The organism is Streptomyces sp. NPDC001599, from assembly GCF_042893535.1.
Lineage (GTDB): Bacteria > Actinomycetota > Actinomycetes > Streptomycetales > Streptomycetaceae > Streptomyces.
Map to the genome: position 1 here is coordinate 281,540 of NZ_JBIAVA010000004.1, position 25,874 is coordinate 307,413.

Below are 25,874 nucleotides of genomic sequence, written 5' to 3' on the forward strand. Positions count from 1 at the left end.
CCGCTCTCCGCCCTCCCCCGCTCTCCGCGCTCTCACGCGGACGACGGCGGCACCACCTCCAGGTCCGCGACCAGCGGCACGTCCCCCGCCGACCGCCCGGCCAGCACCCGGCAGGGCCCCGCCTCCGTGCGCCAGGCGTGCTCCCGCACCGACCAGTGGCGCAGGGCCCGCGCCGGGACGCGTACCGACGCCGTCACCGTCTCCCCCGGGCGCGCCCGCACCGCCGTGTACCCGGCGAGCCACCGCACGGGACGGTCGAGCGCGGAGGCGGGCCGCGCGAGGTACACCTGAACGACCTCCCGGCCCGGCCGCACACCGGTGTTGCGCACCCGCACCCGCACGGTGAGGTCGTCGCCCGCCCGGGTCACCGGCGGGACGGTCAGCTCCTCGTACAGCCACGTGGTGTAGCCGAGTCCGTGGCCGAACCAGTAGGCGGGCGGGCGGTGGTGGCGCAGCCAGGCCCGGTGGCCCAGGTGCAGGCCCTCGTCGTAGTCGAGGCCGCCGCCCTCGGGGCGGGTGCGGGTGACCGGGGCGTCGGCGAGGACGGCCGGCCAGGTGGTGGGCAGCCGTCCGCCCGGCTCGGCGCGTCCGAAGAGCACGTCGGCCAGTCCACCGCCGCCCTCCTGTCCGGGGAACCAGGCCAGCAGCACCGCGCCCGCCTCCTCCCGCCAGGGCAGTTCCACCGGGCCGCCGCTGTTGACGACGGCGACTGTGCGCGGATTGGCGGCCGCGACGGCCCGGACCAGCGCGTCCTGGGTGGCGCCGAGCGCCAGGCTCGTACGGTCGTAGCCCTCCGACTCCCCGTGCTCGGTGGTGCCGACGACCACGACCGCCGCGTCCGCCGCACCCGCCGCGCGGGCGGCCTCGGCGAGCGACGCGACCACGTCCGGGGCGGGCGGGGCCGCGACGAGGACGGTCGCCCGGCCGGTGCCGGGTGCCAGCTCTCGGCGGGCCACCAGCAGGGTGTCCCGGCCGGCGGTGAGGTCGGCCGTGGCGTACTGGGCGGGCGGGTTGACGTGCACCACCGCCGGGTCGTCGGTGGGCGGTGGGAAGTCGCCCGCCAGCAGGGTGCGTCCGTCCATCGTCAGGCTCATCCGGCCGAAGCCGGCCACGCCCAGGGACCAGGAGCCACCGGTGCGGGGGCGCAGCCGGGCCCCGATCTCGACGGTGTGCGCCCCCGGTACCAGACGGGGCTCCAGCAGACGCCCGCCGCGCCGCCGTTCGGCGTACAACTCGCGGCCGTCCTCGTCGAGCATCCGCAGCAGGACGCCGGGCAGGCCGGAGCGCGGGTCGGTGCAGGTGCCCGGGTCCAGCGGAGGAGCGGGTCCGTCCGGGCGGGGGCCCGGGACGTGCACGACGCGGGCCCGGCCGCGCAGTTCGGCCCGGATGCCGTCGAGGACGGACACCTCGTCCTGGGGAAAGACGCCCGCGCTGCCTCCGCCCTGGGTACGGGTCCGCGCGGCATGCGCGCCGATCACGGCGACCGTCCCGAGGCGCTCGGGGTCGAGCGGCAGGACGCCCCTGTTGGCCAGCAGCACGGCACCGGCGGCGACGGCACGACGGACCAGCGCCCCGCCGTCCCCGGCACACCGCGGACCGGGCCCGGACGGCTCCGCACCGTGCGCCGGGCCCCGGTCCGGGACGCCCTCCGCACCGGGCCACGGAGCCCGGCCCGCAGCACCGCCCGCACCCGGCGAGACGGCCGAAGTCGATGAGACCCCCGCCCCCCGGCCCGGCGATCCCTCCACGCCAGGCGACGGATCCCGGTACGGCGGGCCCTGCGCGCCGCGCGGAAGAGGCATGACCGACGCATCCCTCGCACCGGACGGCAGAAGCGGGACCGGCGAGGCAGCCGGTCTGTCCGGGTCCGGCGACCGGAACGCGTCGCGCTCGTCCAACGCGCCCAGCCACGCCGCGAGGCGCAGCAGGCGCCGTGCCTTGTCGTCGACGGCCGGCTCGGGCACCGCGCCCTCGGCCACCGCGCGGGCCAGCGCCTCGCCCCAGGGGCCGTCGGGTCCCGGCATGGCGAGGTCGAGCCCGGCGCGGGCGGTGTCGGCGGTGGCGCGCACCGCGCCCCAGTCGGAGACGACGACGCCGTCGAAGCCCCACTCGCTCTTCAGCGGGTCGGTGAGCAGGGCGTTCGCGGTCATCGTGGTGCCGTTGACCGCGTTGTACCCCGCCATGACGAGCCGGACCCCGGCGGCCACCGCCGCCTCGAAGGGGGCCAGGTAGACCTCCCGCAGCGCGCGTTCGCCCACCCGCACGTCGACGGTGAGGCGGTCGGTCTCGGAGTCGTTGGCCACGTAGTGCTTGGCGGTGGCGGCGACGCCGTGCGCCTGGATCCCGCGGACCAGCGCGGCGCCGATCCGGCCGGTCAGCTCGGGGTCCTCGGAGAGGCACTCGAAATGCCGGCCGCCCAGCGGGCTGCGGTGCAGGTTGAGGGTCGGGGCGAGGAGGACGGCCACGCCCTTGCGCCGGGCCTCGGCGGCGAGCAGGCCGCCGAGGTCTTCGACGAGGGCGTCGTCCCAGGTGGCGGCGAGCGCCGAGGCGGAGGGCAGGAGGAGGGAGGTGCTCCGCTCGTCCCAGGCCTCGCCCCGTACGCCCGCCGGTCCGTCCGACATCACCAACTCCCGTAGCCCCAGCGCCGGTTCCGCCCTCGTGCGCCAGGTCGTGGCGCCGTTCAGCAGCAGCGCGCGGGCGCGTGGTGTCAGTTTTCCGAGCAGCCGGTCGATCTCTTCGTCACTCGTCCCCACCCGGGTCTCCCCCTTCCGACTCGTCCCCCCGGCGTCAGGCGTAGACGCCGAACTCGTACAGCGAGTAGCCGTAACCCGTGCCGCGCGCGGTGCCGTTGACGCGTACGTAGCGGCCGGCGCCGGACGCGTCGAGGGTGTCGACGCCGCCGTTGCCGTCGGTCACCGTGGACACGGTCCGCCAGTTCTGCCCGTCGTCCGAGGTCTGGACGGTGTAGGCCTTGGCGTAGGAGGACTCCCAGTACAGCTGGACGTGCCGGAACGCGGTGCGGGTGCCGAGGTCCACCTGGAGCCACTGCGGGTCGCTCCAGTCGCTGGCCCACCGGGTGTCCGGGTTCCCGTCCACGGCGTTGGCGGCGGTGCAGGGGCAGTCGCCGTAGCTGGGCTGGAAGGAGGACGCGGTGGCCGGTTTGCCGAGGGCGACGTTCGTGCCGTCCACGGCGGGCGGCACCACCCGCGCCGAGAGGGTCTCGACGCCGACGTTGCCCCTGCCGTCGGTGGCCTTGACGTACAGCTTCCAGACGCCGGGCCGGTCGGGGGCGGTGACCCCGAGGCGTCCGCCGCCGAGATCGGTGACGGGAAGCGTGGTCAGCTGCTTGCTCTGGTCGACGTAGTTGCTGTTGGCCAGCACCTCGTACGCGATCGGGTCGCCGTCCGGGTCGGTGGCGCGCACGGTGAGGACCAGGTCCTTGCCCGCCTGCACCTTGCCCGCGTCGCCCTCGACGCCGAAGCCGCTCACCACCGGTGGGGTGTTGTCGCCGGAGGTGTCGCCGCCGTAGGCCCGTTTCACGGCGTAGTACGACAGCCGTTTCTGGCCCGCGGGCAGCAGGTTGAACCAGATGCCCCCGAAGTCGTACTCGGTGCCGTAGTGGAACAGGGTCGCGCCCAGGGCGACTCCGCGGTGCCCGGTGACGCAGTTCCACGCGTCGGTGTAGCCCTGCGCCTTGGCCTCGTCGGTGGGTTCCTTCGGTACGCCGTTGGCGTCGTCCGGCACCTCCCACTCGCCGGCCGGTCCGGACTCGGTGACGATGTACGGCTTGGTGTAGCCGCCCTGTTCCCACGCGGAGCGCACGTCGCACACGGCGTCGTAGGAGTTCACCGCGTACAGGTCCAGGTCCGGGGCGTTCTTCTGGTAGTAGGGCCAGGCGCCGACCCACGCGTCGGTGGAGGTGACCGGGTGGTTCGGGTCGACGGCGTGGATCTTCCTGGTGACGTCGTTGACGAAGCTCGTGTAGGCGTCGCGCTGGCGCTCCAGCTCGTCACCGCTGTAGCAGTTCTGCAGGCCGAGCACCGACTCGTTGCCGACGTTCCACATCAGGACGCCGGGGTGGTCCTTGTACTCCTGGACCCAGCGCGGGAACTCGGCCAGCATCTGGTCCTTGTACGCGGTGTCGGTGAGGTAGTCGACGCAGCCGCCGCTGCCCGGGCCGCCGCCGGGCTGGAGCCAGAACCCGGCGATGACCTTGACGCCGTGGGCGGCGGCGGAGTCGAGGAGCGGGCGGCTGCTCGCGTCGGTGCCCCAGGTGCGGATGGTGTTGACGCCCATGGAGGCCAGGTCGGGCATGTACCGGTCGGCGTCGGCGGGGGACGGACCCCAGGTGAGGCCCTTGACCGTGTACGGGCTGCCGTCCACGGTCAGTTGCCAGTTGCCCTGGCTTCCGGTGACCTTCACGACGCTGCCGGCGGCGTGTGCCTGCGCGGCGGGCAGGGCGGTGAGCGCGCCGAGCGTGAGCAGGCCGGCGGTCAGGGGGGCGGTGAGTCTGCTGGCGGCGGTGAGTCTGCTGGTGGGGGTACGGAGTCGGCTCATCGGGGTGTGTCTCCGGTCTGCGGGGTATGGGGGGCGGCCCGGCCGTGGCGGGGGCGGGGACGACCGGGCCGGTCTCATGGGCCGAGGCGCGGTCAGGGCAGTTCGTAGTCCTCGTTCAGCGCCGCTCCGGCCTCCGGGTGGGTCTGGTCGTAACCGCGCGCGTCGCACTGCAGCCCGCCGACGATGCAGTGGCCGACCATGGCGTCCAGGGTCGCCTCGTCCCAGGCGTTGAAGAAGTCGTAGTGGAACGAGTAGCTCGCACCACTGGCCAGCCGTACCCGGGAGAGGTCGCCGTTGACCGGGAAGGCCATCTTGAACTCGATCATCGGCAGGGCGACCGGGTGGTCGGCCGGGCAGATGTTGTTGTTGGTCCCCGGGTTGACCACCGGATAGGCCATGTGGCTCTTGTGGTCCGGGGTGTCGAGATTCTTGCCGTCCCAGCAACTGGGTGCCTGGAGGCGGATGTTGACCTGGACGTCCTGCCGTTCGGGGCAGTCGGTGGGGAAGTCGACGTTGAAGAAGCTGTCGCCGCACTCCCAGCCCTCGACGAACCCGGGGTGGTCGCGGAACTCCTGCGCGCTCTGCATCGGGCTGGCGACGACGTAGCGCAGGCCCTTCGGGAAGGGGCGCACGCTGGTGTAGTCGGTGACGCCGGCCTTGTAGTAGATGGTCTGCGGGCCGACCGGGAGCACCGGGCGGTCGCCGTCGTACATGGTCGGCATCCAGTAGCCCGAGCGGTCGCCGGGCGCCAGGCAGGTGGTGGATCCGGCGTCGAGCGAGGCGGTGGTGCTGTACGCGTCGGTCGTCGTGTTGCCCATGAAGGTGTGGTCGTGCGACTTCCCGGGCTGCTGGGCGTAGACGATCGGGTCGTCGGGCGCGGTGTGGCTGACCCCGCAGTTGGCCTGGAACTCGTGGAAGTAGCGGTGCGGCGGCTCCTTCGTGGACGGGGTGACACCGGTGACCGGCGGGTTGGCGGGGATGTAGCCGTCGCCGTCCGGGTCCTCGGGCGCGGCGGCGGTCGAGACCGCCATGGTGTGCCCGGTGTGCGCGGCTCGGGCCGGGGCGGACGGCGCGGACGCGGCGGGCGTGTCCGCGTTGGCGGCGACCGTGCCGATGCCGATCGAGGTCAGCAGTAACGCGCTCGCGACGAGGGTGCCGGACAGAACTTTCGATCTCCGTGGCATGGAGACCTCCTGAGAAGGTCGGGGAAATTCTCGGAGAGCGCTCTCCCGACTCGGAGTGTTGAGGGCACGAGGGGAGGGTGTCAAGGGATGCGGCAGAAGGAACCGCGGTTCGGACCAACACGCTTTGTGTCCCCACTTGTTGAACGCAGCACACAAGAACCGGTCACAACTCTTGACGTCCCGTGGCGGGCGGATGAAGCATGCACACCCAGAGAGCGCTCCCTCACCCCCACTTCGTTCACTTTCCGAACAAGGAGAGCCGCCCGCATGCCCTCTTCCCCCACACCCTCCCCCACGCCCTCCGCCGCGCCCGAGCCCTCCGGGGTACGGCGCCGCAGCCTCCTCGCGGCGGCCGCCGCGGCACCCGTGCTGGCCTCACTCGCCGGCGCGGGAACCGCCGCCGCCGACTCCCCCGACGGCCCTCGTGCCCTGCCCGGCGGTGGCGACCTCGGGCCGAACGTCATCGTCTTCGACCCGTCCACGGCGAACATCCAGGGCAGGCTGGACGAGATCTTCAAGCAGCAGGAGTCCGCCCAGTTCGGCACCGGCCGCTACGCGCTGCTGTTCAAGCCCGGCACCTACAGCGGCCTCAACGCCCAGCTCGGCTTCTACACCTCGATCGCGGGCCTCGGTCTCTCCCCCGACGACACCACCATCAACGGTGACGTCACGGTCGACGCCGGCTGGTTCGACGGCAACGCCACGCAGAACTTCTGGCGTTCGGCGGAGAACCTCGCGCTGGTCCCGGTCAGCGGCACCAACCGCTGGGCGGTCTCGCAGGCGGCGCCCTTCCGGCGCATGCACGTGCGCGGCGGCCTCAACCTCGCCCCCGACGGCTACGGCTGGGCCAGCGGCGGCTACATCGCCGACAGCCGGATCGACGGCACGGTCGGCCCGTACTCCCAGCAGCAGTGGTACACCCGGGACAGCTCGGTCGGCGGCTGGCTCAACGCCGTGTGGAACATGGTGTTCTCCGGTGTGGAGGGCGCGCCCGCGCAGAGCTTCCCCGAACCGCCGTACACGACCCTGGAGACGACGCCCGTCTCCCGGGAGAAGCCGTTCCTGTACCTCGACGGCGACGAGTACCGCGTCTTCCTGCCGGAGAAGCGCACCGACGCCCGCGGCGTCTCCTGGGGCAACGGCACCCCGCGCGGCACCTCCCTGCCGTTGACCCAGTTCTACGTGGCCAAGCCCGCCGACTCGGCGGCCACCCTGAACCAGGCACTGGAGGAGGGCCTGCACCTGCTGCTGACGCCGGGGATCTACCACCTCGACCGGACCCTGGACGTGAAGCGGGCGGGCACGGTCGTCCTCGGCCTCGGCTACGCCACGCTCATTCCCGACAACGGCGTCACCGCGCTGAAGGTCGCCGACGTGGACGGCGTCCGACTGGCCGGGTTCCTCGTGGACGCCGGTCCGGTGAACTCCGCGACCCTGCTGGAGGTCGGGCCCGAGGGGGCGTCCGCGGACCACTCGGCCAACCCGACCACCGTGCAGGACGTGTTCGTCCGGATCGGCGGCGCGGGCCCCGGCAAGGCGACCACGAGCCTGGTCGTCAACAGCCGGCACACCATCGTCGACCACACCTGGGTGTGGCGCGCCGACCACGGCGACGGCGTCGGCTGGGAGACCAACCGCGCCGACTACGGCGTGGTGGTCAACGGCGACGACGTTCTGATCACCGGCCTGTTCGTGGAGCACTTCAACAAGTACGACGTGCAGTGGAACGGCGAGCGGGGCCGCACCGTCTTCTTCCAGAACGAGAAGGCGTACGACGCCCCGGACCAGGCCGCGATCCAGAACGGCTCGGTCAAGGGCTACGCCGCCTACAAGGTCGGCGACGACGTCACCGAGCACGAGGGCTGGGGCCTGGGCAGCTACTGCTACTACAACGTGAACCCTTCCATCGTGCAGCACCACGGCTTCGCCGCCCCGAACCGTTCCGGGGTGCGCTTCCACGGGCTGCTCGTGGTGTCGCTCGGCGGCAACGGGCAGTACGAGTGCGTCATCAACGACACGGGTTCACCCACGTCGGGCACGGACACCGTGCCGTCGAAGGTGGTGCAGTACCCCTGAGGTGCACCTGACGTCGGCCTTCAAGACCCGGTGGTGGCCTTGAAGGCCGACGTCGTCGTACGGGGCGGCCATCCAATTCGCTCTCCATCAATTCGTTACCAAGATCGCTACAACCATTTCGGGTCGTGACACACATCACGGTGCACGCTCGCGGATTACCCAATTTCTGCCCGTTTTCTGCATTGGACGGGTAGTCAATCCCCCGCTTCGATAGAGCACTTGAACCGCAGGGGGAGCGGCGAGATTTCCCCTCGTGTTGTCCGAGAAGGGAGTCTTGGTGTCACCATCACCACGGGTATTCAGCAGACGTCAGTCACTGGGCATTTTCGGCGGAATCGCGGCAGGTACCGCGGTGCCCCTGGGGCTGTTCGGGTCCGGCCCCGCGTACGCGGCGGACACGGCGGAGCCCGACGGGGGTACGGGGCTGCCCGACACCGACCGCGGCAAGGTCGTGCAGGCGTACCGGACCGGCGGCCGCGCGGTGCGCACGGCCGCGGCGGCGGCGCTCGTGGGCAGCGCGGACGACGTGACCGCCTTCCTCGGCGAGAGGCTGCCGGCGGCCACGGCCGAGGACAACCGGTTCACTCTCACCGAGGCCCTGGTCAGCGCGGGCAAGGCGACGCGTGCCGGGATCGGGCAGGCGCTGTCCGGCGGGGAGGCGGCGGTCGCCGCCTATCTGCGGGGCGGCTTCGACTCGGCGGTGCACGAGGACCTCGAAGTGGCCGTGACCACGGTCAACGCGCATGGCGGCAAGGCCGTGAAGCGTGAGTCCTCCGAAGCGCTCGCGACCGGTACGGACTTCGCGCTGCGGGACTTCCTCAGCACCGGTCAGTACGACGCGCACGACGAGGACCAGCGCGTCCAGGTGACCTCCATCCTCGTGACCGCCTCGCCGCAGGTGCGCGAGTACGCGGAGCGGGCGCTCGACGACGGATCGCCGCGGGCGATCCAGTGGTTCCTGACGACGGGGCAGTACATCGCCCGGGCGCGGGACGAGGAGTCGGCGGAGATCCAGCAGCTGGTCAAGATCGTGGAGTCGGAGGGGCGGCGCGCCGAGCTCAAGACCGACGAGGCGGTCGAGCTGTCCCAGCAGGCGGTCGAGGCCGCCGGGAAGGCCAAGGCCGCCGCGCTGGAGGCGAAGGCCGAGGCGCAGGCCGCCGAGCAGGACGTGCAGCGCTCGGCCAGGGCCGCGAACAAGGCGGCGCGGGCCGCCCAGGGGGCCGCGGCCGCCGCGTCGACCGCGGTGTCCGCCTCGCGTACCGCGCAGGCCGCGGCCCGGCGCTCCGTGGCCGCGGCCAACGCCGCCGCAGCGGCGGCCGCTGCCGCCGGGCGCGCCGCATCGCGTGCCTACCACGCCGCGATCAGCGCCTCCAAGAACGCGAACATGGCCGAGGCCGCCAACCAGGCGGCGAAGGCCGCGCGGGTCATGGTCGACTGGGTGCGCACCGTGGCCGCGAAGGCCAAGCTCGCGGCCCTCGCCTCCGACGCGGCCGAGGCCGCGGGCAACGCCGCCGCGGGTGCCGCGGTCGACTCGGCCGCCGCCGCCCGCGCTTCGGCCGACGCCGCCGTGTCCGCCGGTGCCGCGCAGTCCCAGGCCGCCGAGGCGCAGCGCCAGGCCGCGATCGCGGAGGCCGCCGCCGGCCGGGCCACGGCGGCCGCGAGCCGGGCCTCGGCCCTGTCCCACAGGTCTGCCGCCGCCGCGCGTACCGCGTCCGCCGCCGCCGACAGCGCGGCCGACCACGCCGAGAAGGCGGCCGATGCCGCCGAGGAGGCGTACCGGCACGCCGGCGAAGCCGTGGACTACGCCAACCGCTCCACCGCCGCCGCGAACGCCGCCGTGGAAGCCGCGAACAAGGCGTACGACGCGGTCACCGAGGCGCGGGAGGTCGAGAAGGAGGCCCGTGAGGCCGAGATCGCCCGGCTGGACGAGGAGACCGAGGAAGCGATCGAGGTCGCCAGGCAGCAGCGGAAGGAGGAGACCGACCGTCTGGAGCGGGCCAACCGGGAGCGCACGCAGGAGGCGCGGCTGTCCGACGAACTGGTCGCGCTGATCACCGCGATGGAGGCGGCGCTCGCCGCCGGCCGGACCGGGGAGGCCGTGGACAAGGGCCGGCAGGCCGCCGTCCTGCTTCTGGACCGGTCCGGCACGTGGACCCGCGAGGCCGCCGAGTTCGCGCTGGCCGGCTCGGACGAGGACGTACTGCGCTGGATCGAGGCCGACCGGGTCCTCGCACTGCAGCAGGACAACGCGGAGAACACCGCGGCCACCGCCGCGATCTCCACGCAGAACGTGGCCGAGGCCGCCGTGGCGGCGCTGCGGACCGAGGACGCCGCCGCCATCAGGACCTTCCTGGAGAAGGGCGCGGTCGAGGCGGCCAGGGACGACAACGAGGTCGAGGTCACCACGCTCCTCGCGAACGACTCCACCGGTACCGCCGTACGGCGTGCCGCCGAGGCCGCCCTGACGGACGGCTCCGCCGAGGCCCTGCACACCTTCCTGCACGTGGAGCGCGCCGCGGCCGTCCACGAGGACGACCGGGTGGCGGCCACCACGCTCCTGGAGTCCGGCGGCCCGTACGTACAGGCCGCGGCGAAGGTCGCCCTCGAAGGCGACACCCACATGCTGCGCCAGTTCATCGGCACGACGCAGCACGAGTTCGCGCGCATCGACCACGACCACGCCACGCACATCAGCGCGATCCGTGCGGCGATCGCACGGGCGGCGAAGATCGCGCAGGACGCGCTCGAGGACGCGGCACGCGCCTCCGAGGCCGCGGCCGTCGCCCGGCAGGCCGCCGAGGAGGCCACCGAGTGGGCCGACAAGGCCGAGGGCTGGGCGGCCGACGCCAAGGCCTCCGCGGAGGAGGCCCGCCAGAACGCGGAGGCCGCCGAAGCCTCCGCGGCCGCCGCCGCCAAGTCGGCGCAGACCGCGGCGAACGCGGCCGCGGCCGCCCGCAGGGCGAGCAGCGTGGCGCGGGACGCGGCGAGCCGGGCCGTACGCTCCGCCGAGACCGCCGCCTCCTACGCCCTGGACGCGCAGCGTTCCGCGACCGTCGCGCGGCAGGCGGAGCTCGCGGCGGGCAAGTCCTTCGCCGAGGCGGCCGCCGCCGCCACCGAGGCGCGGATCCTGGTCATCCAGGCCGCGATCCAGCAGGCGATCCAGGAAGCGATCAACAACTCGAAGGTGCCGATCGACGGCGAGAACGCCCTTCCCGACGGCGCCGAGAGCTGTCTGACGCCGTACGGCGACCCGATCGAGCACAGCAACAGCACCAACCCCTGGGAGCTGGGGTGGAGCTGGCTCACCGGCACCGGCGCCCGGACGCAGTGTTTCGGTCCGAACGACGAGTTCACCGGCATCTACCGCGACCACTCGCACACGCAGAAGGTCCTGGACTACTTCCTCAGGGAGTGGCAGCGCACCGGCAAGTACGAACTGGGCCACCCCTACAAGTACGACTACTCGCTCTCCGGTTTCGACGGTGCCGGGAAGTACCTCACGGACTACGGCACGCTCACCACGGCGGGCCTCACCGGCAACCTCGCCTACACGTTCCTGGGCTCGCACCAGGTCCGTATGACTCCCATCCGGGAGAACGCGGACGGCTCGGTCACCTGGCGTTACACCGCGTACAACGAATCCGACATCGAGTCGGCGACGCACCCGCCGGTCATCGGCTACACCGACTGGTGGAGCGACACCGTCGGTGCCTTCATCGACAAGGTCGTCGGTGACGAGGGGCCGATGTCGCCCAAGAGCCAGGTGATCGAGTTCAACGTCACGCTCGGCCCGTGATGCGTACGAGGGCAAGCGGGCGGTGGCTCTGCGCCGTGCTCGCCGCGTCCGCGGTGCTCGTCGCGGGGTGCTCGGGTCCGGTCGACCCGGGGAAGCTGCCCGGCGTGTACCGCAACGACGAGGGCGGGCAGATCGAGCTCTCGAAGGACGGCACGTTCTCGGCCACCCGCGTGACGACGAGCGACGGCTCGGATCCGGCCGACTTCAGCGGCAGCTGGGACTACGAGGATCCGGGTGACTCGGACGATTTCGTCTACCTGGGCATCGAGGACGGCGGGCTCGGCAAGCTCGGCGGAATCCAGCTGTACGTGGACGATCAGGACACGCTGTACTTCCGGTCCGATCCGGACGGACCGATCACGCAGAAGCTCAACAAGAAGAGCTGAAACAGCTCTATGACCTGACAGCACAGGGCGGTAAGGACGCGGAGCTTCCCTTCGCGCCCTTACCCCCTTCCCCCCTTCTTTCCGGACGCCTCTCGTCGGGCCGCATTGCGAGCCATTACGAAGGCGTGGTGAAAGCTCACCGCACCCCTTTGGACGAGCGTGCCGAATGCCCGCTTCGACAAAGAGCTCCAACCCAAAGAATGTCGACTCTAGGACTGTGATGAAGATACGCAGCTCATTCGTGCGCGTGCTGGGCGCGGCCGCCACCGCCGGTGCCCTGGCATGGGCCGTGCTCGCCCAGGGCGACGCGGGTACCGCCGCCGGTTCCGCGACCGAGGCCGTCGCCGAGGCCGCGCCCGGCTACGCCGTCGAGGACTACAACTACCCGAACGCCGACAAGATCCTGGCCGAGCAGAACATCGTCCTCAAGCGCGGCGACGGCCACATCGTGCTGGCCGACTGCGCCGGCGGGGGCAACCTCCTGCAGTTCCTCGCGCGCGACCACGAGGACGTCTGCTTCGAGGTCACCGCCGACGAGGGCTACCTGACCCTCGAACTGCCCGCGGTGCACGGGGTGAAGACGGACGACTCCACCAACACCCACCTGGAGATGACCGCCGAGGGCGACCAGGTCGAGTACGACATCCCCGCGGACACGTGGAAGGGCGTCGGCGAGTCCGTCGACGGCCGCGAGCACGTCCTGGTCGAGATCCGCGTCAGCAACTAGTCGGCTTACCGCTGTGATTGAGGAACCCACTCGTATGTCTTCCATCAGACGTTCCCGGTCGGCCGTGCTCGGCGCGGCCCTGGTCGCCGGGTCACTGGCGCTGAGCACTGCGGCCGCCGTCGCGGTCACCGGCGGCACACCGGTCGCCGACTCGGACACCACCTACGCCTACACCGCGCAGATCACCGTCGGCGCCCACGACCGCGGCTGCTCGGCGGTGCTCGTCGACGCCGAATGGCTGCTCACCGCGGCCAGCTGCTTCGCCGAGGACCCGGCCGCCTCGCTCGCCGTCCCGGCCGGCGTCCCCGCCAAGGCGACCACCGCCGTCATCGGCCGCTCCGATCTCTCCGGCACGCAGGGTGCCGAGCGCCGCGTCGTCGAGATCGTGCCGCGCACGGACCGCGATGTGGTCCTGGCCCGCCTCAACCGGCCCGTCACCAACGTGACCCCGGCTCAGCTGGCCACCACCGCGCCCACGGCCGGCGCGGAGCTGACGTTCGCCGGATACGGCCGTACGGACACCGTCTGGGCGCCGCTCGAGCTGCACACCGGCACCTACACCGTCGACTCCACGGCGGCCACCTCCGCGGGCGTCACCGGCAAGGACGGCGCGGCCGCCTGCATGGGCGACACCGGCGGCCCGGTCGTCTCCGGCGGCAAGCTCGTCGGCCTCAACAGCCAGTCCTTCCAGGGCGGCTGCCTCGGTGTCGACGAGGCCCAGACCTCCACCGCGGGCGTCATCGCGCGCGTCGACGACCTCGCCTCCTGGGTCGCCGAGAAGGCCGGCGCCACCCGCATCGTCGACTTCAACGGCGACGCCGTCGAGGACATCGCCGTCGGCGACCCGATGGCCACGGTCGGCGGTGACACCACCGCGGGTCTCGTCCGTGTCGTCCACGGCGGCGGCAAGGGCACCGCGGAGATCACCCAGGACCTCGACTGGGTGACCGGCGGCGCCGAGGCCGGGGACCACTTCGGCAACCACCTCGCGACCGTCGATTACAACGAGGACGGCTACACCGACCTCGTCGTCACCGCGTCCGAGGAGAACGTCGGCAGCGCGGTCGACGCCGGCTTCTTCGACATCCTGTTCGGCGGCAGGAACGGCCTCGGCAGCGGCCCCGCCTCCCGCCACTTCGAGCAGGGCTCGGGCAACGGTTCCATCGGCACCGCCGCGCCCGAGAGCGGCGACCGGATGGGCGCCTCCCTCGCCGCGGGCACCACCGCCGCGGGCGAGCCGTGGATCCTGGTCGGCGCGCCGGGCGAGGCGCTCGGCTCGCTCACCAAGGCGGGCGGGGCCTTCTACGTGCACGGCGACACCAGCATCAGCATCAACCAGGACTCTTCGAACGTCCCCGGTGCGGCCGAGGCGAACGACGCCTTCGGCACGTCCGTCGCGGGCGACTCCAACTTCATCGCCATCGGCGCTCCCAATGACGCCATCGGCAGCGACGCGAACGCGGGCAACCTGACCGTGCTCAGCCACAAGCTGGACGCCGACGGACGGCCCACCGTGGTCACGGGCATGGACCAGGACAACGAGAAGATCAGCGGCAGCGCCGAGGCCGGTGACAAGTTCGGCCAGGCCCTGGCACTGGTCGCCTACCGCCCGTCCGGTGCGGCCACGGCCACCGACTCGATCCTCGCGATCGGCGCGCCCGGCGAGGCCCTGGCGGCCGAGACCGGCGCCGCGCAGCAGGCGGGCGCGGGCAACGTCATGCTCGTGCACATCGCGGCCAACGGCACCTGGGACTACCTGCACGCGCTCAACCAGGGCTCCAGCACCGACGACCGCTCCGGCACGATCGAGGCCGGCGACTCCGTGGGCGCGTCCCTCAGCGCGGTCAACACCGCCCCGCGGGAGGTCGGTTCGGCCGACACCCTGAAGGTCGCCGTGGGCGTACCCGGTGAGGACCTCGCGGGTGCTGCCGACGCCGGCGCCATCCACACCTTCTCGCTGATGGGCTCGGCAGGCGCCAACGACCTGTGGATCGAGGCCGGCGACGGCGACGGCGTCCCGGGGACCCCGGGCGCGAACGAGAGGCTGGGCACGAGCATCCACTTCACCCCGCGGAACCTCTACGCCGGTATGCCCTACGGCCCCGCGGCCACGGGGGCCCTGCACGTCCTGCCCTTCCCGAACGTCGTGCCGGGCGGTACGAGCCGCCCCGCGACCACGTACCAGCCGGGCCAGGGCGGACTCCCGACCAACGGCAGCTACTTCGGGTACGCGGCGCGGTAGTGGCTGCCGCCGTACGACCTGAGCGCCCGGGGGCCACCCGGTGACGCCCTCGGCCGATTAGGCGGCAGGTTCCTCTCGGCCCCGCCGGACTTCGGTCCGGCGGGGCCGAGTGCTGTGCGGCGGCCCCGGGTGGGCAGGGCCGCCCGGCACGCCTACCGCGCGACCGCCGCCGGTGCCGGCGCGTAACCGGTCGGCCGGGCGGTGAAGGTGCCCCGGCCCTGGGTGCGGCTGCGCAGCCGGGTCGCGTAGCCGAACAGCTCGGCCAGCGGGACCGTGGCCGTGACCACCGCCGCGCCGCCCCGGGTGTCGGAACCGGTGACCCGGCCGCGGCGCGCGGCGAGGTCACCGAGCACGCCGCCGACACCGTCCTCGGGCACGGTGACCGTGACCTCCACGACCGGTTCGAGCAGGACCGTCCCCGAGGCGCGCAGGGCGTCGCGGAGACCGAACCGGCCGGCGGCGCGGAAGGCCGTGTCCGAGGAGTCCTTCACATGGGTCTGGCCGTCGGTGAGCGTGACCCTGAGGCCGGTCACCGGGTGGCCGCCCAGCGGACCCTCGGCGAGGGCGTCCCGGCAGCCCGCCTCGACGGCCCGGACGTACTCCTGCGGCACGCGTCCGCCGACGACCGTCGAACGGAACACGAAACCGCCGCCCGCGCCGTCCTCGTCCGCATCCTCCTCCCAGGGCTCCACGTCGAGCACGATGTGCGCGAACTGCCCGGCGCCGCCGTCCTGTTTGACGTGCCGGTGGACGAAGCCGGTGACGCCTTCGCCGACGGTCTCGCGGTACGCCACGCCGGGGCGGCCGACCGTGATCTCCAGCCCGTGCTCGCGCCGGACGCGCTCCACCGCGACCTCCAGGTGCAGTTCACCCATGCCCGACAGCACCGTCTGCCCGGTCTCCGGGTCGGTCCGCACGGCCAGTGAGGGGTCCTCCTCGGTCAGCCGGGCGAGCGCGGACGCCAGCCGGTCGGTGTCGGTGGAACGCCGGGCCTCCACGGCCACGTGCACGACCGGTTCGGCCACGCCCGGGGGTTCCAGGAGCAGGGGGGCGCCCGGTGCGCACAGGGTCGAGCCGGCGCGGGCCGTCTTCAGCCCGACCACGGCGACGATGTCCCCGGCTACCGCGCGCTCCAGCGGGTCGTGCCGGTCGGCCCGTACCCGCAGGATGCGGCCGATGCGCTCGGTGCGGCGCGTGCCCGCGTCCCACACGCTGTCTCCCTTCTCGATCGTGCCCGAGTACACCCTCAGGTACGTCAGCCGTCCCGTCGGGGTGGCGTTCACCTTGAACGCCAGTGCCGCCATCGGCGCCGCCGGGTCGGCGGGCCGCTCCTGCTCCGTGCCGTCGTGGGTGCCGCGCACCCCGGGCACGTCCAGCGGCGAGGGCAGGTACGCCACCACGGCGTCCAGCAGCGGTTCGACACCGCGGTTGCGGTAGGCGGAGCCGCACAGCACGACCACGCCGTCGCCGGTGCGGGTCAGGTCGCGCAGGGCGCCGGTGAGGGTGGCCGCGGTGAGCGTCTCCCGGTCGCAGAACTCCTCCAGCGCGCCCGGGTGGCGTTCGGCGACCGCCTCCTCCAGCAGCCGCCGTCTGCGGGCGGCCTCCTCGCGCAGGGCGTCGGGCACCGGACCCTCCTCGGCCGTGTCCGCGCCGTCGGCCCATACGAGGGCGCGCATGCGCGGCAGGTCGACGACGCCGGTGAAGCCGTCCTCCGTGCCGATGGGCAACTGCACCACCAGGGGTACGGGGTGCAGCCGCTCGCGGATCGAGGCGACGGCGGTGTCGAGGTCGGCGCCCGCCCGGTCCATCTTGTTGACGAACGCGATCCTGGGAACGCCGTGCCGGTCGGCCTGCCGCCACACGGACTCGCTCTGCGGTTCCACCCCCGCGACCGCGTCGAAGACGGCGACCGCGCCGTCCAGCACGCGCAGGGAGCGTTCGACCTCGTCGGCGAAGTCGACGTGCCCCGGGGTGTCGATGAGATTGATCCGGTGGCCCGCCCAGGAGCAGCTGACGGCCGCGGCGAAGATGGTGATGCCGCGGTCACGTTCCTGCGGGTCGAAGTCGGTGACGGTGGTGCCGTCGTGGACCTCGCCGCGCTTGTGGGTGGTACCGGTGAGGTAGAGGATCCGCTCGGTGACGGTGGTCTTCCCGGCGTCGACATGGGCGAGGATGCCCAGGTTGCGGACGGTGGTGAGCGGGTTGGTGCGCATGGCCCGAAGCCTTTCGGAGGAACCGGAAAAGGGCAGCGCGATCTCCCCGGACGCACGCGCCGGACGCTCCGGGCGAGGGGCGTGGGCTGTCAGATGTGCGTCGCGGGCATCCGGTGCCGGCCGCGCAGCGGGCACCGGACGGCCGAAGACACCAGGATCACCTCGTAGCGGGACGGGGAGACGACGGCAGCGGTGCGGATGCGCACGGCCCTGCTCCCCTCGCTCGGTCACGATCCCGGTGTGTCGTGGTGAGTGTAGGGAGGCCGGGCCCGGCGCCGCACCGGGTTTTTTCCTCCGGAAACGCGAAATGCCGACCGGGATCTCTCCCGACCGGCATCGTGCTCTGCTCGATCTTGTGTCCGAGGGGGGACTTGAACCCCCACGCCCGATAAAGGGCACTAGCACCTCAAGCTAGCGCGTCTGCCATTCCGCCACCCGGACCAGGTGTCTGTCGCGGTGCGGAGGTGGTCCCCCGCGGCGACATGGACAACCATACCAAGGTTTCGCGGTGCCTTTCACCTGCGTTTCCTTCCCCCGCTCTTCCCCTGGGCGGCGGTCCGGGACCGGCGGCTCCGCTGCGCCTAGGGTCGCACCATGAGTGACTGGATGGTTACGCAGGGCCCGCTCCCGCGCCGTCGGCCCCGGCCGTTGTCGCCGCTCAGGGAGCATCTGCGGGACACGTTCTGGTTCGCGCCCACCGCGGCGATGGCGGGCGTCTTCGTGGTCTGGCTCGTGGCCCAGGAGCTCGACGCGGCCCTCGTCCGTTCACTGCAGGACGAGGGCGACTACGACACGCTCGCCGAACTGCTGCGCTTCGCGGACGACGCGAAGACGGTGGTGTCGGCGGTCGGCTCGGCGATGATGACCTTCATCGGTGTGGTGTTCAGCATCTCCCTGGTCGCCGTGCAGATGGCCGGCGGGCAGTTCACCCCGCGGGTGGTGCGGCTCTTCGTCCGCAGCCGGATCACCAAGGCGACCTTCGCCGTCTTCCTCGCCACCTTCGTCCTGACGCTGCTCGTCCTGACCAGCTACGACAGCAATGCCGATCCCCGCACCGCCACGTCCGTCCCGCTGGTGCAGTCGGTGCTCACCCTGGCCATGGTCGCGTTGAGTCTGCTGCTCTTCGTGATGTACGTGAACGCCACCCTGCGGCTGATGCGGGTCAGCCATGTGATCGCCCGTATCGCCGCCGAGTCCTTCCGGGTGGCGGCACTGATGCCGGTGCCGGCGGACGGCGGCGAGCCGCCCGGGCTCGGGCCCGTGACGGCGTGGATCGCCCACGACGGGCAGGGCGGCGTACTGCGGGACGTGCACATCGCCCGGCTGGTGCGGGTGGCCCGGGGGCACGGGGTGGTGCTGCGGCTGGTCCCGCGGATCGGCGACTTCCTGGTGCCGGGCACACCGGTCCTGGCGGTGCACGGCGGGGCGGCTCCGCCGCGCCGGGCGCTGCGCTACGCCCTGTCCGTCGGGGTGGAGCGCACCTTCCACCAGGACCTGGCGTTCGGGCTGCGCCAACTGTCCGACATCGGGTTGCGTGCCCTGTCGCCCGCGGTCAACGATCCGACGACCGCCGTGCAGGCGCTGGACCGGGTCGTGCAGATCCTGGCCACGCTGTCCCGGCGACCGCTGGACGCCGCTCTGCACCGGGACCGTCGCGGCGCGCTCCGGCTGGTGCAGCCCGTACCCGGCTGGGCGGAGCTGGTGGACCTCGGATTCGCCGAGGTCCGTGCCTGCGCCACCGGGTCGCCGCAGGTCACCCGGCGCCTGGTGGCCGGCCTCGACGACCTGCTGCTGCTGGTGCCGCCGGAGCGGCGCGCACCGCTGCTGCGCCACCGCGAGCTGCTGCGGCAGGCCGTCGAACGGACCGCGCCGACTCCGGCGGACCGGGCCTTCGCCCTGCGGCCGGACCGGCAGGGCATCGGCTGACCCGGGGCCCGCCGGATCGGGCCGGCACCCCCTACGGCATGAGGTGGTGGTCCGGGAAGTTCCCCGGCAGCCGCTCCCCCGCCGGTCCGCGGGTCACGGCGCGCACCAGCAGCTCACCGCCCACGAAGGCGCCGCGCCAGGACGCCCCGTGTCCCCCGAACAGCTCGTCGCGGTCCCCGCGCGAGCGCGGCACGCCGTGGCCGACCTTGAACGCGCGGATCTGCGGCGCGAGCCTGTCGTACGTCGCCGGGTCGTCCGTGGACAGCGTGGCCACCAGGGCGCCGTTGGAGGCGTTCATCGCGGCGAGCAGCTCGGCCTCGGTGTCGACCAGGACGATGGTGTCGACCGGGCCGAAGGGTTCCGCGTGGTGCAGCGGGGAGGAGCGGGGCGGGTTGAGCAGGGTGACCGGCTGGACGTAGGCCGAGGTGTCCTGGCCCGGCAGGAACCGGGCATCGGCCGCGCTGCCGCGGTGCAGCGGGACGGCGCCCCGGTCGACGGCCTCGGCGACCTGGTCGTGGAGCTCCTTGGCCTTCGCCGCGTTGATCACCGGGCCGAAGTCCGGCGCCGGGTACGGGTCGTCCGGTGCGGCCACGGCGAGCGGGTGGCCGACGCGGAGTGTGCGGACGGCCGGGAGGTACGCCGCGAGGAACGCGTCGAACTGCTGCCGCTGGACGACGAAGCGCGGGTAGGCGGTGCAGCGTTGCTTGCCGTAGTCGAAGAGCTTCGGGACGACCCGGGTGAGCGCGTCCCAGTCCGTGAAGTTCCAGATGCCCCAGGTGTTGAGTCCTTCCTGTTCGAGGATGTGCCGCTTGCCGAGGTCGGCGACGGCGGTGGCGACGTCCGCGCCGGTGTCCCGGCCGCCGACGAAGGAGACGCAGCCGATCTCGGGCGCCCGGACCAGTGCCTGGGACAGCTCTCGGCCGCCGCCGCTGAGGAGGGTGACGGGCAGTCCTTCGCGGGCGGCGAGTGCGCAGGCCAGGGTCAGGCAGGCGACTCCGCCGTCGGTGGGGGTCTTGGCGATGACCGCGTTGCCCGCCAGGGCCTGGACCAGCAGGGCGTGGACGAGGACGCTCATCGGGTAGTTCCAGCTGGCGATGTTGGACACCGGGCCGTCCAGCGGAGCGCGCCCGTCGAGCATGTCCTCGATGCCGTCGAGGTACCAGCGCACGCCGTCGACGGCCCGGTCGACGTCGGCCCGCGCCGACCGCCAGGGCTTGCCGATCTCCCAGACCAGCAGCAGCGCGAGCAGTTCGCGGTGCTGGGCGAGGGCGTCGAGGGTGGCCGCGACGCGTGCGCGGCGCTCGGGCAGGGGGACGTGGCGCCAGGCCCGGTGCTGGTCGAGCGAGGCGCGTACGGCGCGGTGGGCCGTGGCGGCGTCGATCCGGGGCGGGCCGGCGATCGGGGTGCCGTCGACCGGGCTGGTGGCCGGCAGGACCCGGCCGTCCGCCCGCCAGCCGGCGTCCCAGAGGTTGAGGACGCGGTCGTCGCGGAACGCCTCGGGGGCGGCGGTGCGGCAGCGGCGCCAGGAGTCGGCCCAGGAGGTGCCGGACTTCAGGGTGAGGGGCTCGGTGTCCGGAGTGCCGGCCGCCGTCATGCGCGCGCTCCGTCGCGGGCCGCGCCGTCCGGTGCGGCACCTTTGGGTACGTCGAGTACGTCGAGTGCCTGGAGTACGTGCCGTGCCGTCTCGGTCGGTGTGCTCCCGACTCGTACGCCGACCGCCTCCAGCGCCTCCTTCTTCGCCCGTGCCGTGCCGGAGGAGCCGGAGACGATGGCGCCGGCATGGCCCATCGTCCGGCCCTCGGGTGCGGTGAAGCCGGCGATGTAGGCGACGACGGGCTTGGTGACGTGCGCGCGGATGTGGGCCGCCGCGCGTTCCTCCGCGTCGCCGCCGATCTCGCCGATGAGGACGATCAGCTCGGTGTCGGGATCGTCCTCGAAGGCGGTGAGGCAGTCGATGTGACTGGTGCCGACGACCGGGTCGCCGCCGATGCCGACGCAGGTGGAGAAGCCGATGTCGCGCAGTTCGTACATGAGTTGGTAGGTGAGCGTGCCCGACTTGGAGACCAGGCCGATGCGTCCGGGTTTGGTGATGTCGGGCGGGATGATGCCCGCGTTGGACTGGCCGGGGGTGATCAGACCGGGGCAGTTGGGGCCGATGACGCGGGTGCCCTTGGCCCGGGCGTGCGCGGTGAGGGCGACGGAGTCGTGCACGGGGATGCCCTCGGTGATGACGACCGCGAGGCCGATTCCGGCGTCGGCGGCTTCCACGACCGCGGCCTTGGCGAAGGCGGGCGGCACGAAGACGACCGTGACGTCGGCGCCCGTGCGTTCGATGCCCTCGCGGACCGACCCGAAGACGGGTACGGCACGGTCGTCGAAGTCGACGCTGCGGCCCGCCTTGCGCGGGTTGACGCCGCCGACGACGTCGGTGCCCGCGGCCAGCATGCGGCGGGTGTGCTTCATGCCCTCGGCTCCGGTCATGCCCTGGACGAGGACCTTGCTCTCCTTGGTGAGGTAGATCGGCATCCTGTCTCCTTATCCGGCTTGTCCGGCGGTGGACGCCGCGGTGGCGAGTCGGGCGGCACGGCGGGCGGCGCCGTCCATGGTGGTGGCCTGTTCGACCAGGGGGTGCGCGCGGGCGTCGAGCAGGGCCCGGCCCCGGGCGGCGTTGTTGCCGTCGAGGCGTACGACGATCGGTTTGGTCGGCCGGACCTCGTCGAGGGCGCGGACGATGCCGTCGGCGACCGCGTCGCAGGCGGTGATGCCGCCGAAGACGTTGACGAGGACGGACCTCACGTCGGGGTCGGAGAGGACGACCGACAGCCCGTCGGCCATGACCCGGGCTGAGGCGCCCCCGCCGATGTCGAGGAAGTTGGCGGGGCGGGCGCCGCAGCCGGCGACCACGTCGAGTGTCGACATGACCAGCCCGGCGCCGTTGCCGATGACGCCGACCTCGCCGTCCAGCTTGACGTAGTTGAGGCCCTTGGCACCGGCTCGGGCTTCCAGGGAGTCGGCGGCGCCCTGCCTCTCCTCGCCCCAACGGGACTGACGGAAGCGGGCGTTGTCGTCGAGGGTGACCTTGCCGTCGAGGGCCACGATCCTGCCCTCGGCCGTCCTGACCAACGGGTTGACCTCGACCAGGAGGGCGTCCTCACGGACCAGTACCTTCCACAGCCGCACCAGGGTGTCGACGGTCTGCGGGGGCAGGCCCGCGGCGTCGGCGATGCGTACCGCGGTGGCCGTGTGCACGCCCGTGGCGGGGTCGACGGGGATGCGGGCCACGGCCTCGGGCCGCCGGGCGGCGACCTCCTCGATCTCCATGCCGCCCTCCGCGGAGGCGATGGCGAGGAATCCCCCGGACGCGCGGTCGAGGACGTAGGAGACGTAGAACTCCCGCTCTATGTCGCAGGGTTCGGCCAGCATGACGCTGCCGACCGGGTGTCCCTTGATGTCCATGCCGAGGATGGCCCGGGCCGCCTCCTCGGCCTCGGCGGGGTCGGCGGCGAGCCGCACTCCGCCCGCCTTGCCGCGCCCGCCGGTCTTCACCTGCGCCTTGACGACGGCGCGTCCGCCGAGTGCGCGGGCGATCTCCCGGGCCCGTTCGGGCGAGTCGGCGACCTCGGCCCTCGGGACCACGATCCCGTGCTCCTCGAAGAGTTCCCTTGCCTGGTGTTCGTACAGGTCCATCTCGGCTCCTGACTGAAAGTGCCGCACGCCCCCTGGACACCACCCACCGGATGCGGGATAACAAGCTTCATACAGTATTCGTCGACTGTATGCAATGTACCGCGAGAGCGCCCCAACCCCTCGTGAAGGGACAGGACTTCGCCATGCCCGACGACACCCAGGACGTCATCTCCGGCGGCCACCTCGTTGCCAAGGCACTCAAGGCAGAAGGGGTCGACCGCATCTACACGCTGTGCGGCGGCCACATCATCGACATCTACGACGGCTGCGTCGACGAGGGCATCGAGGTCGTCGACGTACGCCACGAGCAGGTCGCCGCGCACGCCGCCGACGGATACGCCCGTATCACCGGCAAGCCCGGCTGCGCGGTGGTCACCGCGGGGCCGGGCACCACCGACGCCGTCACCGGGGTCGCCAACGCGTTTCGCGCCGAGTCGCCCATGCTGCTGATCGGCGGTCAGGGCGCGCACACCCAGCACAAGATGGGGTCCCTCCAGGACCTGCCGCACGTCGACATGATGACGCCGATCACCAAGTTCGCGGCGACCGTGCCGGACACCGCACGCGCCGCCGACATGGTGTCGATGGCGTTCCGCGAGTGCTACCACGGGGCGCCGGGGCCGTCCTTCCTGGAGATCCCGCGCGACGTGCTGGACGCCAAGGTGCCGGCGGACAGGGCTCGGGTGCCGCGGGCCGGAGGCTACCGCGCCTCCACCCGGTCGGCCGGGGATCCGGAGGCCGTCGAGCGGCTCGCCGACCTGCTGGTGCACGCCGAGAAGCCTGCCGTCCTGCTCGGCAGCCAGGTGTGGACGACCCGCGCGACCGAGGCCGCCGTCGAGCTGGTCCGCACGCTCAACGTCCCGGCATACATGAACGGCGCCGGCCGCGGCACCCTGCCGCCCGGCGACCCGCACCACTTCCAGCTCTCCCGCCGCTACGCCTTCTCCAACGCCGACGTGATCGTGATCGTCGGCACGCCCTTCGACTTCCGGATGGGCTACGGCAAGCGGCTCTCGCCGGACGCGACCGTCGTGCAGATCGACCTCGACTACCGCACCGTCGGCAAGAACCGCGACATCGACCTCGGCATCGTCGGCGACGCGGGGCTGGTGCTGAAGTCGGTGACAGAGGCGGCGTCCGGACGGATCAACGGGGGCGCGGCGAAGCGCAAGGAGTGGCTGGACGAGCTGCGCGCGGCCGAGCGGACGGCGCTGGACAAGCGGCTGCCGCAGCTCAGGTCGGACGCCTCCCCCATCCACCCGTACCGGCTGGTCAGCGAGATCAACGACTTCCTCACCGAGGACTCGATCTACATCGGAGACGGCGGCGACATCGTCACCTTCTCCGGTCAGGTCGTGCAGCCCAAGTCACCGGGCCACTGGATGGACCCGGGTCCGCTCGGCACGCTCGGCGTCGGCGTCCCCTTCGTGCTGGCCGCCAAGCAGGCGCGGCCCGACAAGGAGGTCGTCGCCCTCTTCGGCGACGGCGCCTTCTCGCTCACCGGCTGGGACTTCGAGACCCTCGTCCGCTACGACCTCCCCTTCGTCGGCATCGTCGGCAACAACTCCTCGATGAACCAGATCCGCTACGGCCAGGCCGTCAAGTACGGCAAGGAGCGCGAACGGGTCGGCAACACGCTCGGCGACGTGCCCTACGACGAGTTCGCCCGGATGCTGGGCGGCCACGGCGAGGAGGTCCGCGACCCCGCCGACATCGGCCCCGCGCTGCGCCGGGCCCGCGAGTCCGGCAAGCCGTCCCTGATCAACGTCTGGGTGGACCCGGACGCGTACGCCCCCGGAACCATGAACCAGACGATGTACAAGTGAGGTGACCCCCCATGACAGGCACGCCTGCGAAGGCTCTCGAGGGCATCCGCGTCCTGGACATGACGCACGTGCAGTCCGGTCCGTCGGCGACCCAGCTGCTCGCCTGGCTGGGTGCGGACGTCGTGAAGCTGGAGGCGCCGCACGGTGACATCACGCGCGGGCAGCTGCGCGATCTGCCGGACGTCGACTCCCTCTACTTCACGATGCTCAACTGCAACAAGCGGAGCATCACCCTGAACACCAAGACCGAACGCGGCAAGGAGATCCTCACCGAGCTGATCCGCCGCTCGGACGTCATGGTCGAGAACTTCGGCCCCGGTGCGGTGGACCGGATGGGCTTCACCTGGGACCGCATCAAGGAGATCAATCCACGGATCGTCTATGCCTCCATCAAGGGGTTCGGCGAGGGCCCGTACACCGCGTTCAAGGCGTACGAGGTCGTCGCGCAGGCCATGGGCGGATCGATGTCCACCACCGGTTTCGAGGACGGGCCGCCGCTGGCGACGGGGGCCCAGATCGGGGACTCGGGCACGGGCGTCCACGTCGTGGCGGGCATCCTCGCCGCCCTCTACCAGCGGGAGCACACCGGACGTGGTCAGCGGGTGAACGTGGCCATGCAGCACGCGGTGCTCAACCTCTGCCGGGTGAAGCTGCGCGACCAGCAGCGCCTGAGCCATGGTCCACTCGCCGAATATCCCAACGAGGACTTCGGCGACGAGGTTCCCCGGTCCGGGAACGCGTCCGGCGGCGGGCAGCCGGGGTGGGCGGTCAAGTGCGCGCCGGGCGGACCCAACGACTACGTGTACGTCATCGTCCAGCCGGTCGGCTGGCAGCCGCTCAGCGAGCTGATCGGCAGGCCCGAGCTGGCCGACGACCCCGAGTGGGCGACCCCGCGGGCCCGGCTGCCGAAGCTGAACAAGATGTTCCAGCTGATCGAGGAGTGGTCGTCCACCCTGCCCAAGTGGGAGGTGCTGGAGCGGCTGAACGCCCACAACATCCCGTGCGGGCCGATCCTGTCCACGAAGGAGATCATCGAGGACGACTCACTGGTCGCCAACGAGATGGTCGTCACCGTGCCCCACCCCGAGCGGGGGGAGTTCGTGACCGTGGGCAGCCCGCTGAAGCTCTCGGACTCCCCGGTACAGGTGACCAGTTCGCCGCTGCTCGGCGAGCACAACGAGGAGGTCTACGTCGGCGAGCTGGGTCTCGGCGACGAGGAACTGCGGCTGCTCAAGTCGAGCGGGGTGATCTGAC

At 72.4% G+C, this 25,874-nt stretch carries 15 protein-coding genes and 1 tRNA gene; 8 read left to right on the forward strand and 8 right to left on the reverse strand.

Annotated elements, in window-relative coordinates:
• Positions 1 to 32: 32 nt before the first annotated feature.
• From ACFYZ3_RS13955 to ACFYZ3_RS13965, 3 genes are all read right to left on the reverse strand, one after another.
• Positions 33 to 2,753: a glycoside hydrolase family 3 C-terminal domain-containing protein gene (locus tag ACFYZ3_RS13955; RefSeq protein WP_388516391.1), complete on the reverse strand. Its 2,721-nt coding sequence runs from the start codon at positions 2,751 to 2,753 to the stop codon at positions 33 to 35.
• 34 nt (positions 2,754 to 2,787) lie between these two features.
• Positions 2,788 to 4,557 carry a discoidin domain-containing protein gene (locus ACFYZ3_RS13960; protein WP_388516394.1) on the reverse strand — a complete coding sequence of 590 codons (1,770 nt, stop codon included), beginning with the start codon at positions 4,555 to 4,557 and terminating at the stop codon, positions 2,788 to 2,790.
• A gap of 92 nt (positions 4,558 to 4,649) precedes the next feature.
• Entirely contained in the window at positions 4,650 to 5,741 is a 1,092-nt protein-coding gene (locus tag ACFYZ3_RS13965; RefSeq protein ID WP_388516397.1) for a DUF1996 domain-containing protein, read from the reverse strand.
• A gap of 267 nt (positions 5,742 to 6,008) precedes the next feature.
• On the opposite strand from ACFYZ3_RS13965, the gene ACFYZ3_RS13970 reads away from it, so the two are divergent.
• From ACFYZ3_RS13970 to ACFYZ3_RS13990, 5 genes are all read left to right on the forward strand, one after another.
• Complete coding sequence (locus ACFYZ3_RS13970; protein ID WP_388516400.1) at positions 6,009 to 7,817, forward strand: coagulation factor 5/8 type domain-containing protein; 1,809 nt, start codon at positions 6,009 to 6,011, stop codon at positions 7,815 to 7,817.
• 352 nt (positions 7,818 to 8,169) lie between these two features.
• Positions 8,170 to 11,613 carry a hypothetical protein gene (locus tag ACFYZ3_RS13975; protein ID WP_388516403.1) on the forward strand — a complete coding sequence of 1,148 codons (3,444 nt, stop codon included), beginning with the start codon at positions 8,170 to 8,172 and terminating at the stop codon, positions 11,611 to 11,613.
• The gene (locus ACFYZ3_RS13980) at positions 11,613 to 11,999 is read left to right on the forward strand and encodes a hypothetical protein (RefSeq protein WP_388516406.1); all 387 of its coding nucleotides are present in this window, start codon (positions 11,613 to 11,615) and stop codon (positions 11,997 to 11,999) included. Before ACFYZ3_RS13975 ends, ACFYZ3_RS13980 begins: the two co-directional genes overlap by 1 nt.
• 220 nt (positions 12,000 to 12,219) lie before the next feature.
• A complete protein-coding gene (locus ACFYZ3_RS13985) occupies positions 12,220 to 12,726 on the forward strand; it encodes a hypothetical protein (protein WP_388516409.1) in 507 nt (168 codons plus the stop codon).
• A 34-nt stretch (positions 12,727 to 12,760) separates the two neighbouring features.
• Positions 12,761 to 14,968: a S1 family peptidase gene (locus ACFYZ3_RS13990; protein ID WP_388516412.1), complete on the forward strand. Its 2,208-nt coding sequence runs from the start codon at positions 12,761 to 12,763 to the stop codon at positions 14,966 to 14,968.
• A gap of 152 nt (positions 14,969 to 15,120) precedes the next feature.
• On the opposite strand, the gene fusA is transcribed toward ACFYZ3_RS13990, so the two are convergent.
• Both fusA and ACFYZ3_RS14000 read right to left on the reverse strand, forming a co-directional pair.
• Positions 15,121 to 17,181: an elongation factor G gene (fusA, locus tag ACFYZ3_RS13995; RefSeq protein ID WP_388516415.1), complete on the reverse strand. Its 2,061-nt coding sequence runs from the start codon at positions 17,179 to 17,181 to the stop codon at positions 15,121 to 15,123.
• A 356-nt stretch (positions 17,182 to 17,537) separates the two neighbouring features.
• Positions 17,538 to 17,622, reverse strand: a tRNA-Leu gene (locus tag ACFYZ3_RS14000).
• A gap of 153 nt (positions 17,623 to 17,775) precedes the next feature.
• Between ACFYZ3_RS14000 and ACFYZ3_RS14005 the strand changes: the two genes are divergently transcribed.
• Positions 17,776 to 19,107, forward strand: a complete 1,332-nt coding sequence (locus ACFYZ3_RS14005; protein ID WP_388516418.1) for a DUF2254 domain-containing protein — start codon at positions 17,776 to 17,778, stop codon at positions 19,105 to 19,107.
• Positions 19,108 to 19,138: 31 nt separating this feature from the next.
• On the opposite strand, the gene ACFYZ3_RS14010 is transcribed toward ACFYZ3_RS14005, so the two are convergent.
• Genes ACFYZ3_RS14010 through sucC form a run of 3 tightly spaced genes read right to left on the reverse strand, consistent with a single transcriptional unit; the run spans position 19,139 to position 22,794 of the window.
• Positions 19,139 to 20,701 (reverse strand): aldehyde dehydrogenase family protein, encoded by a 1,563-nt coding sequence (locus tag ACFYZ3_RS14010; protein WP_388516421.1) that lies wholly within the window; start codon positions 20,699 to 20,701, stop codon positions 19,139 to 19,141.
• Positions 20,698 to 21,633, reverse strand: coding sequence for a succinate--CoA ligase subunit alpha (gene sucD / locus ACFYZ3_RS14015; protein WP_388516424.1), 936 nt, complete (start codon positions 21,631 to 21,633; stop codon positions 20,698 to 20,700). The genes ACFYZ3_RS14010 and sucD overlap by 4 nt, the downstream gene beginning before the upstream one ends.
• Positions 21,634 to 21,642: 9 nt before the next feature.
• On the reverse strand, positions 21,643 to 22,794 hold the full coding sequence (gene sucC, locus ACFYZ3_RS14020) for an ADP-forming succinate--CoA ligase subunit beta (protein WP_388516427.1): 1,152 nt from the start codon (positions 22,792 to 22,794) through the stop codon (positions 21,643 to 21,645).
• Positions 22,795 to 22,937: 143 nt separating this feature from the next.
• Here sucC and ACFYZ3_RS14025 point away from each other — a divergent pair, with 143 nt between their 5' ends.
• Complete coding sequence (locus tag ACFYZ3_RS14025) at positions 22,938 to 24,620, forward strand: thiamine pyrophosphate-binding protein (protein WP_388516430.1); 1,683 nt, start codon at positions 22,938 to 22,940, stop codon at positions 24,618 to 24,620.
• An 11-nt stretch (positions 24,621 to 24,631) separates the two neighbouring features.
• Positions 24,632 to 25,873 carry a formyl-CoA transferase gene (gene frc / locus ACFYZ3_RS14030; protein ID WP_388516433.1) on the forward strand — a complete coding sequence of 414 codons (1,242 nt, stop codon included), beginning with the start codon at positions 24,632 to 24,634 and terminating at the stop codon, positions 25,871 to 25,873.
• The last annotated feature ends 1 nt before the right edge of the window (position 25,874 follow it).

Coding starts and splice junctions, on each gene's coding strand:
- ACFYZ3_RS14010 (WP_388516421.1), bottom strand. CDS start 20,701: ATGACGGCGGCCGGCACTCCGGACACCGAGCCCCTCACCCTGAAGTCC.
- ACFYZ3_RS13960 (WP_388516394.1), bottom strand. CDS start 4,557: ATGAGCCGACTCCGTACCCCCACCAGCAGACTCACCGCCGCCAGCAGA.
- fusA (WP_388516415.1), bottom strand. CDS start 17,181: ATGCGCACCAACCCGCTCACCACCGTCCGCAACCTGGGCATCCTCGCC.
- ACFYZ3_RS13970 (WP_388516400.1), top strand. CDS start 6,009: ATGCCCTCTTCCCCCACACCCTCCCCCACGCCCTCCGCCGCGCCCGAG.
- ACFYZ3_RS13965 (WP_388516397.1), bottom strand. CDS start 5,741: ATGCCACGGAGATCGAAAGTTCTGTCCGGCACCCTCGTCGCGAGCGCG.
- sucD (WP_388516424.1), bottom strand. CDS start 21,633: ATGCCGATCTACCTCACCAAGGAGAGCAAGGTCCTCGTCCAGGGCATG.
- ACFYZ3_RS14005 (WP_388516418.1), top strand. CDS start 17,776: ATGAGTGACTGGATGGTTACGCAGGGCCCGCTCCCGCGCCGTCGGCCC.
- sucC (WP_388516427.1), bottom strand. CDS start 22,794: ATGGACCTGTACGAACACCAGGCAAGGGAACTCTTCGAGGAGCACGGG.
- frc (WP_388516433.1), top strand. CDS start 24,632: ATGACAGGCACGCCTGCGAAGGCTCTCGAGGGCATCCGCGTCCTGGAC.
- ACFYZ3_RS13985 (WP_388516409.1), top strand. CDS start 12,220: ATGAAGATACGCAGCTCATTCGTGCGCGTGCTGGGCGCGGCCGCCACC.
- ACFYZ3_RS14025 (WP_388516430.1), top strand. CDS start 22,938: ATGCCCGACGACACCCAGGACGTCATCTCCGGCGGCCACCTCGTTGCC.
- ACFYZ3_RS13990 (WP_388516412.1), top strand. CDS start 12,761: ATGTCTTCCATCAGACGTTCCCGGTCGGCCGTGCTCGGCGCGGCCCTG.
- ACFYZ3_RS13980 (WP_388516406.1), top strand. CDS start 11,613: ATGCGTACGAGGGCAAGCGGGCGGTGGCTCTGCGCCGTGCTCGCCGCG.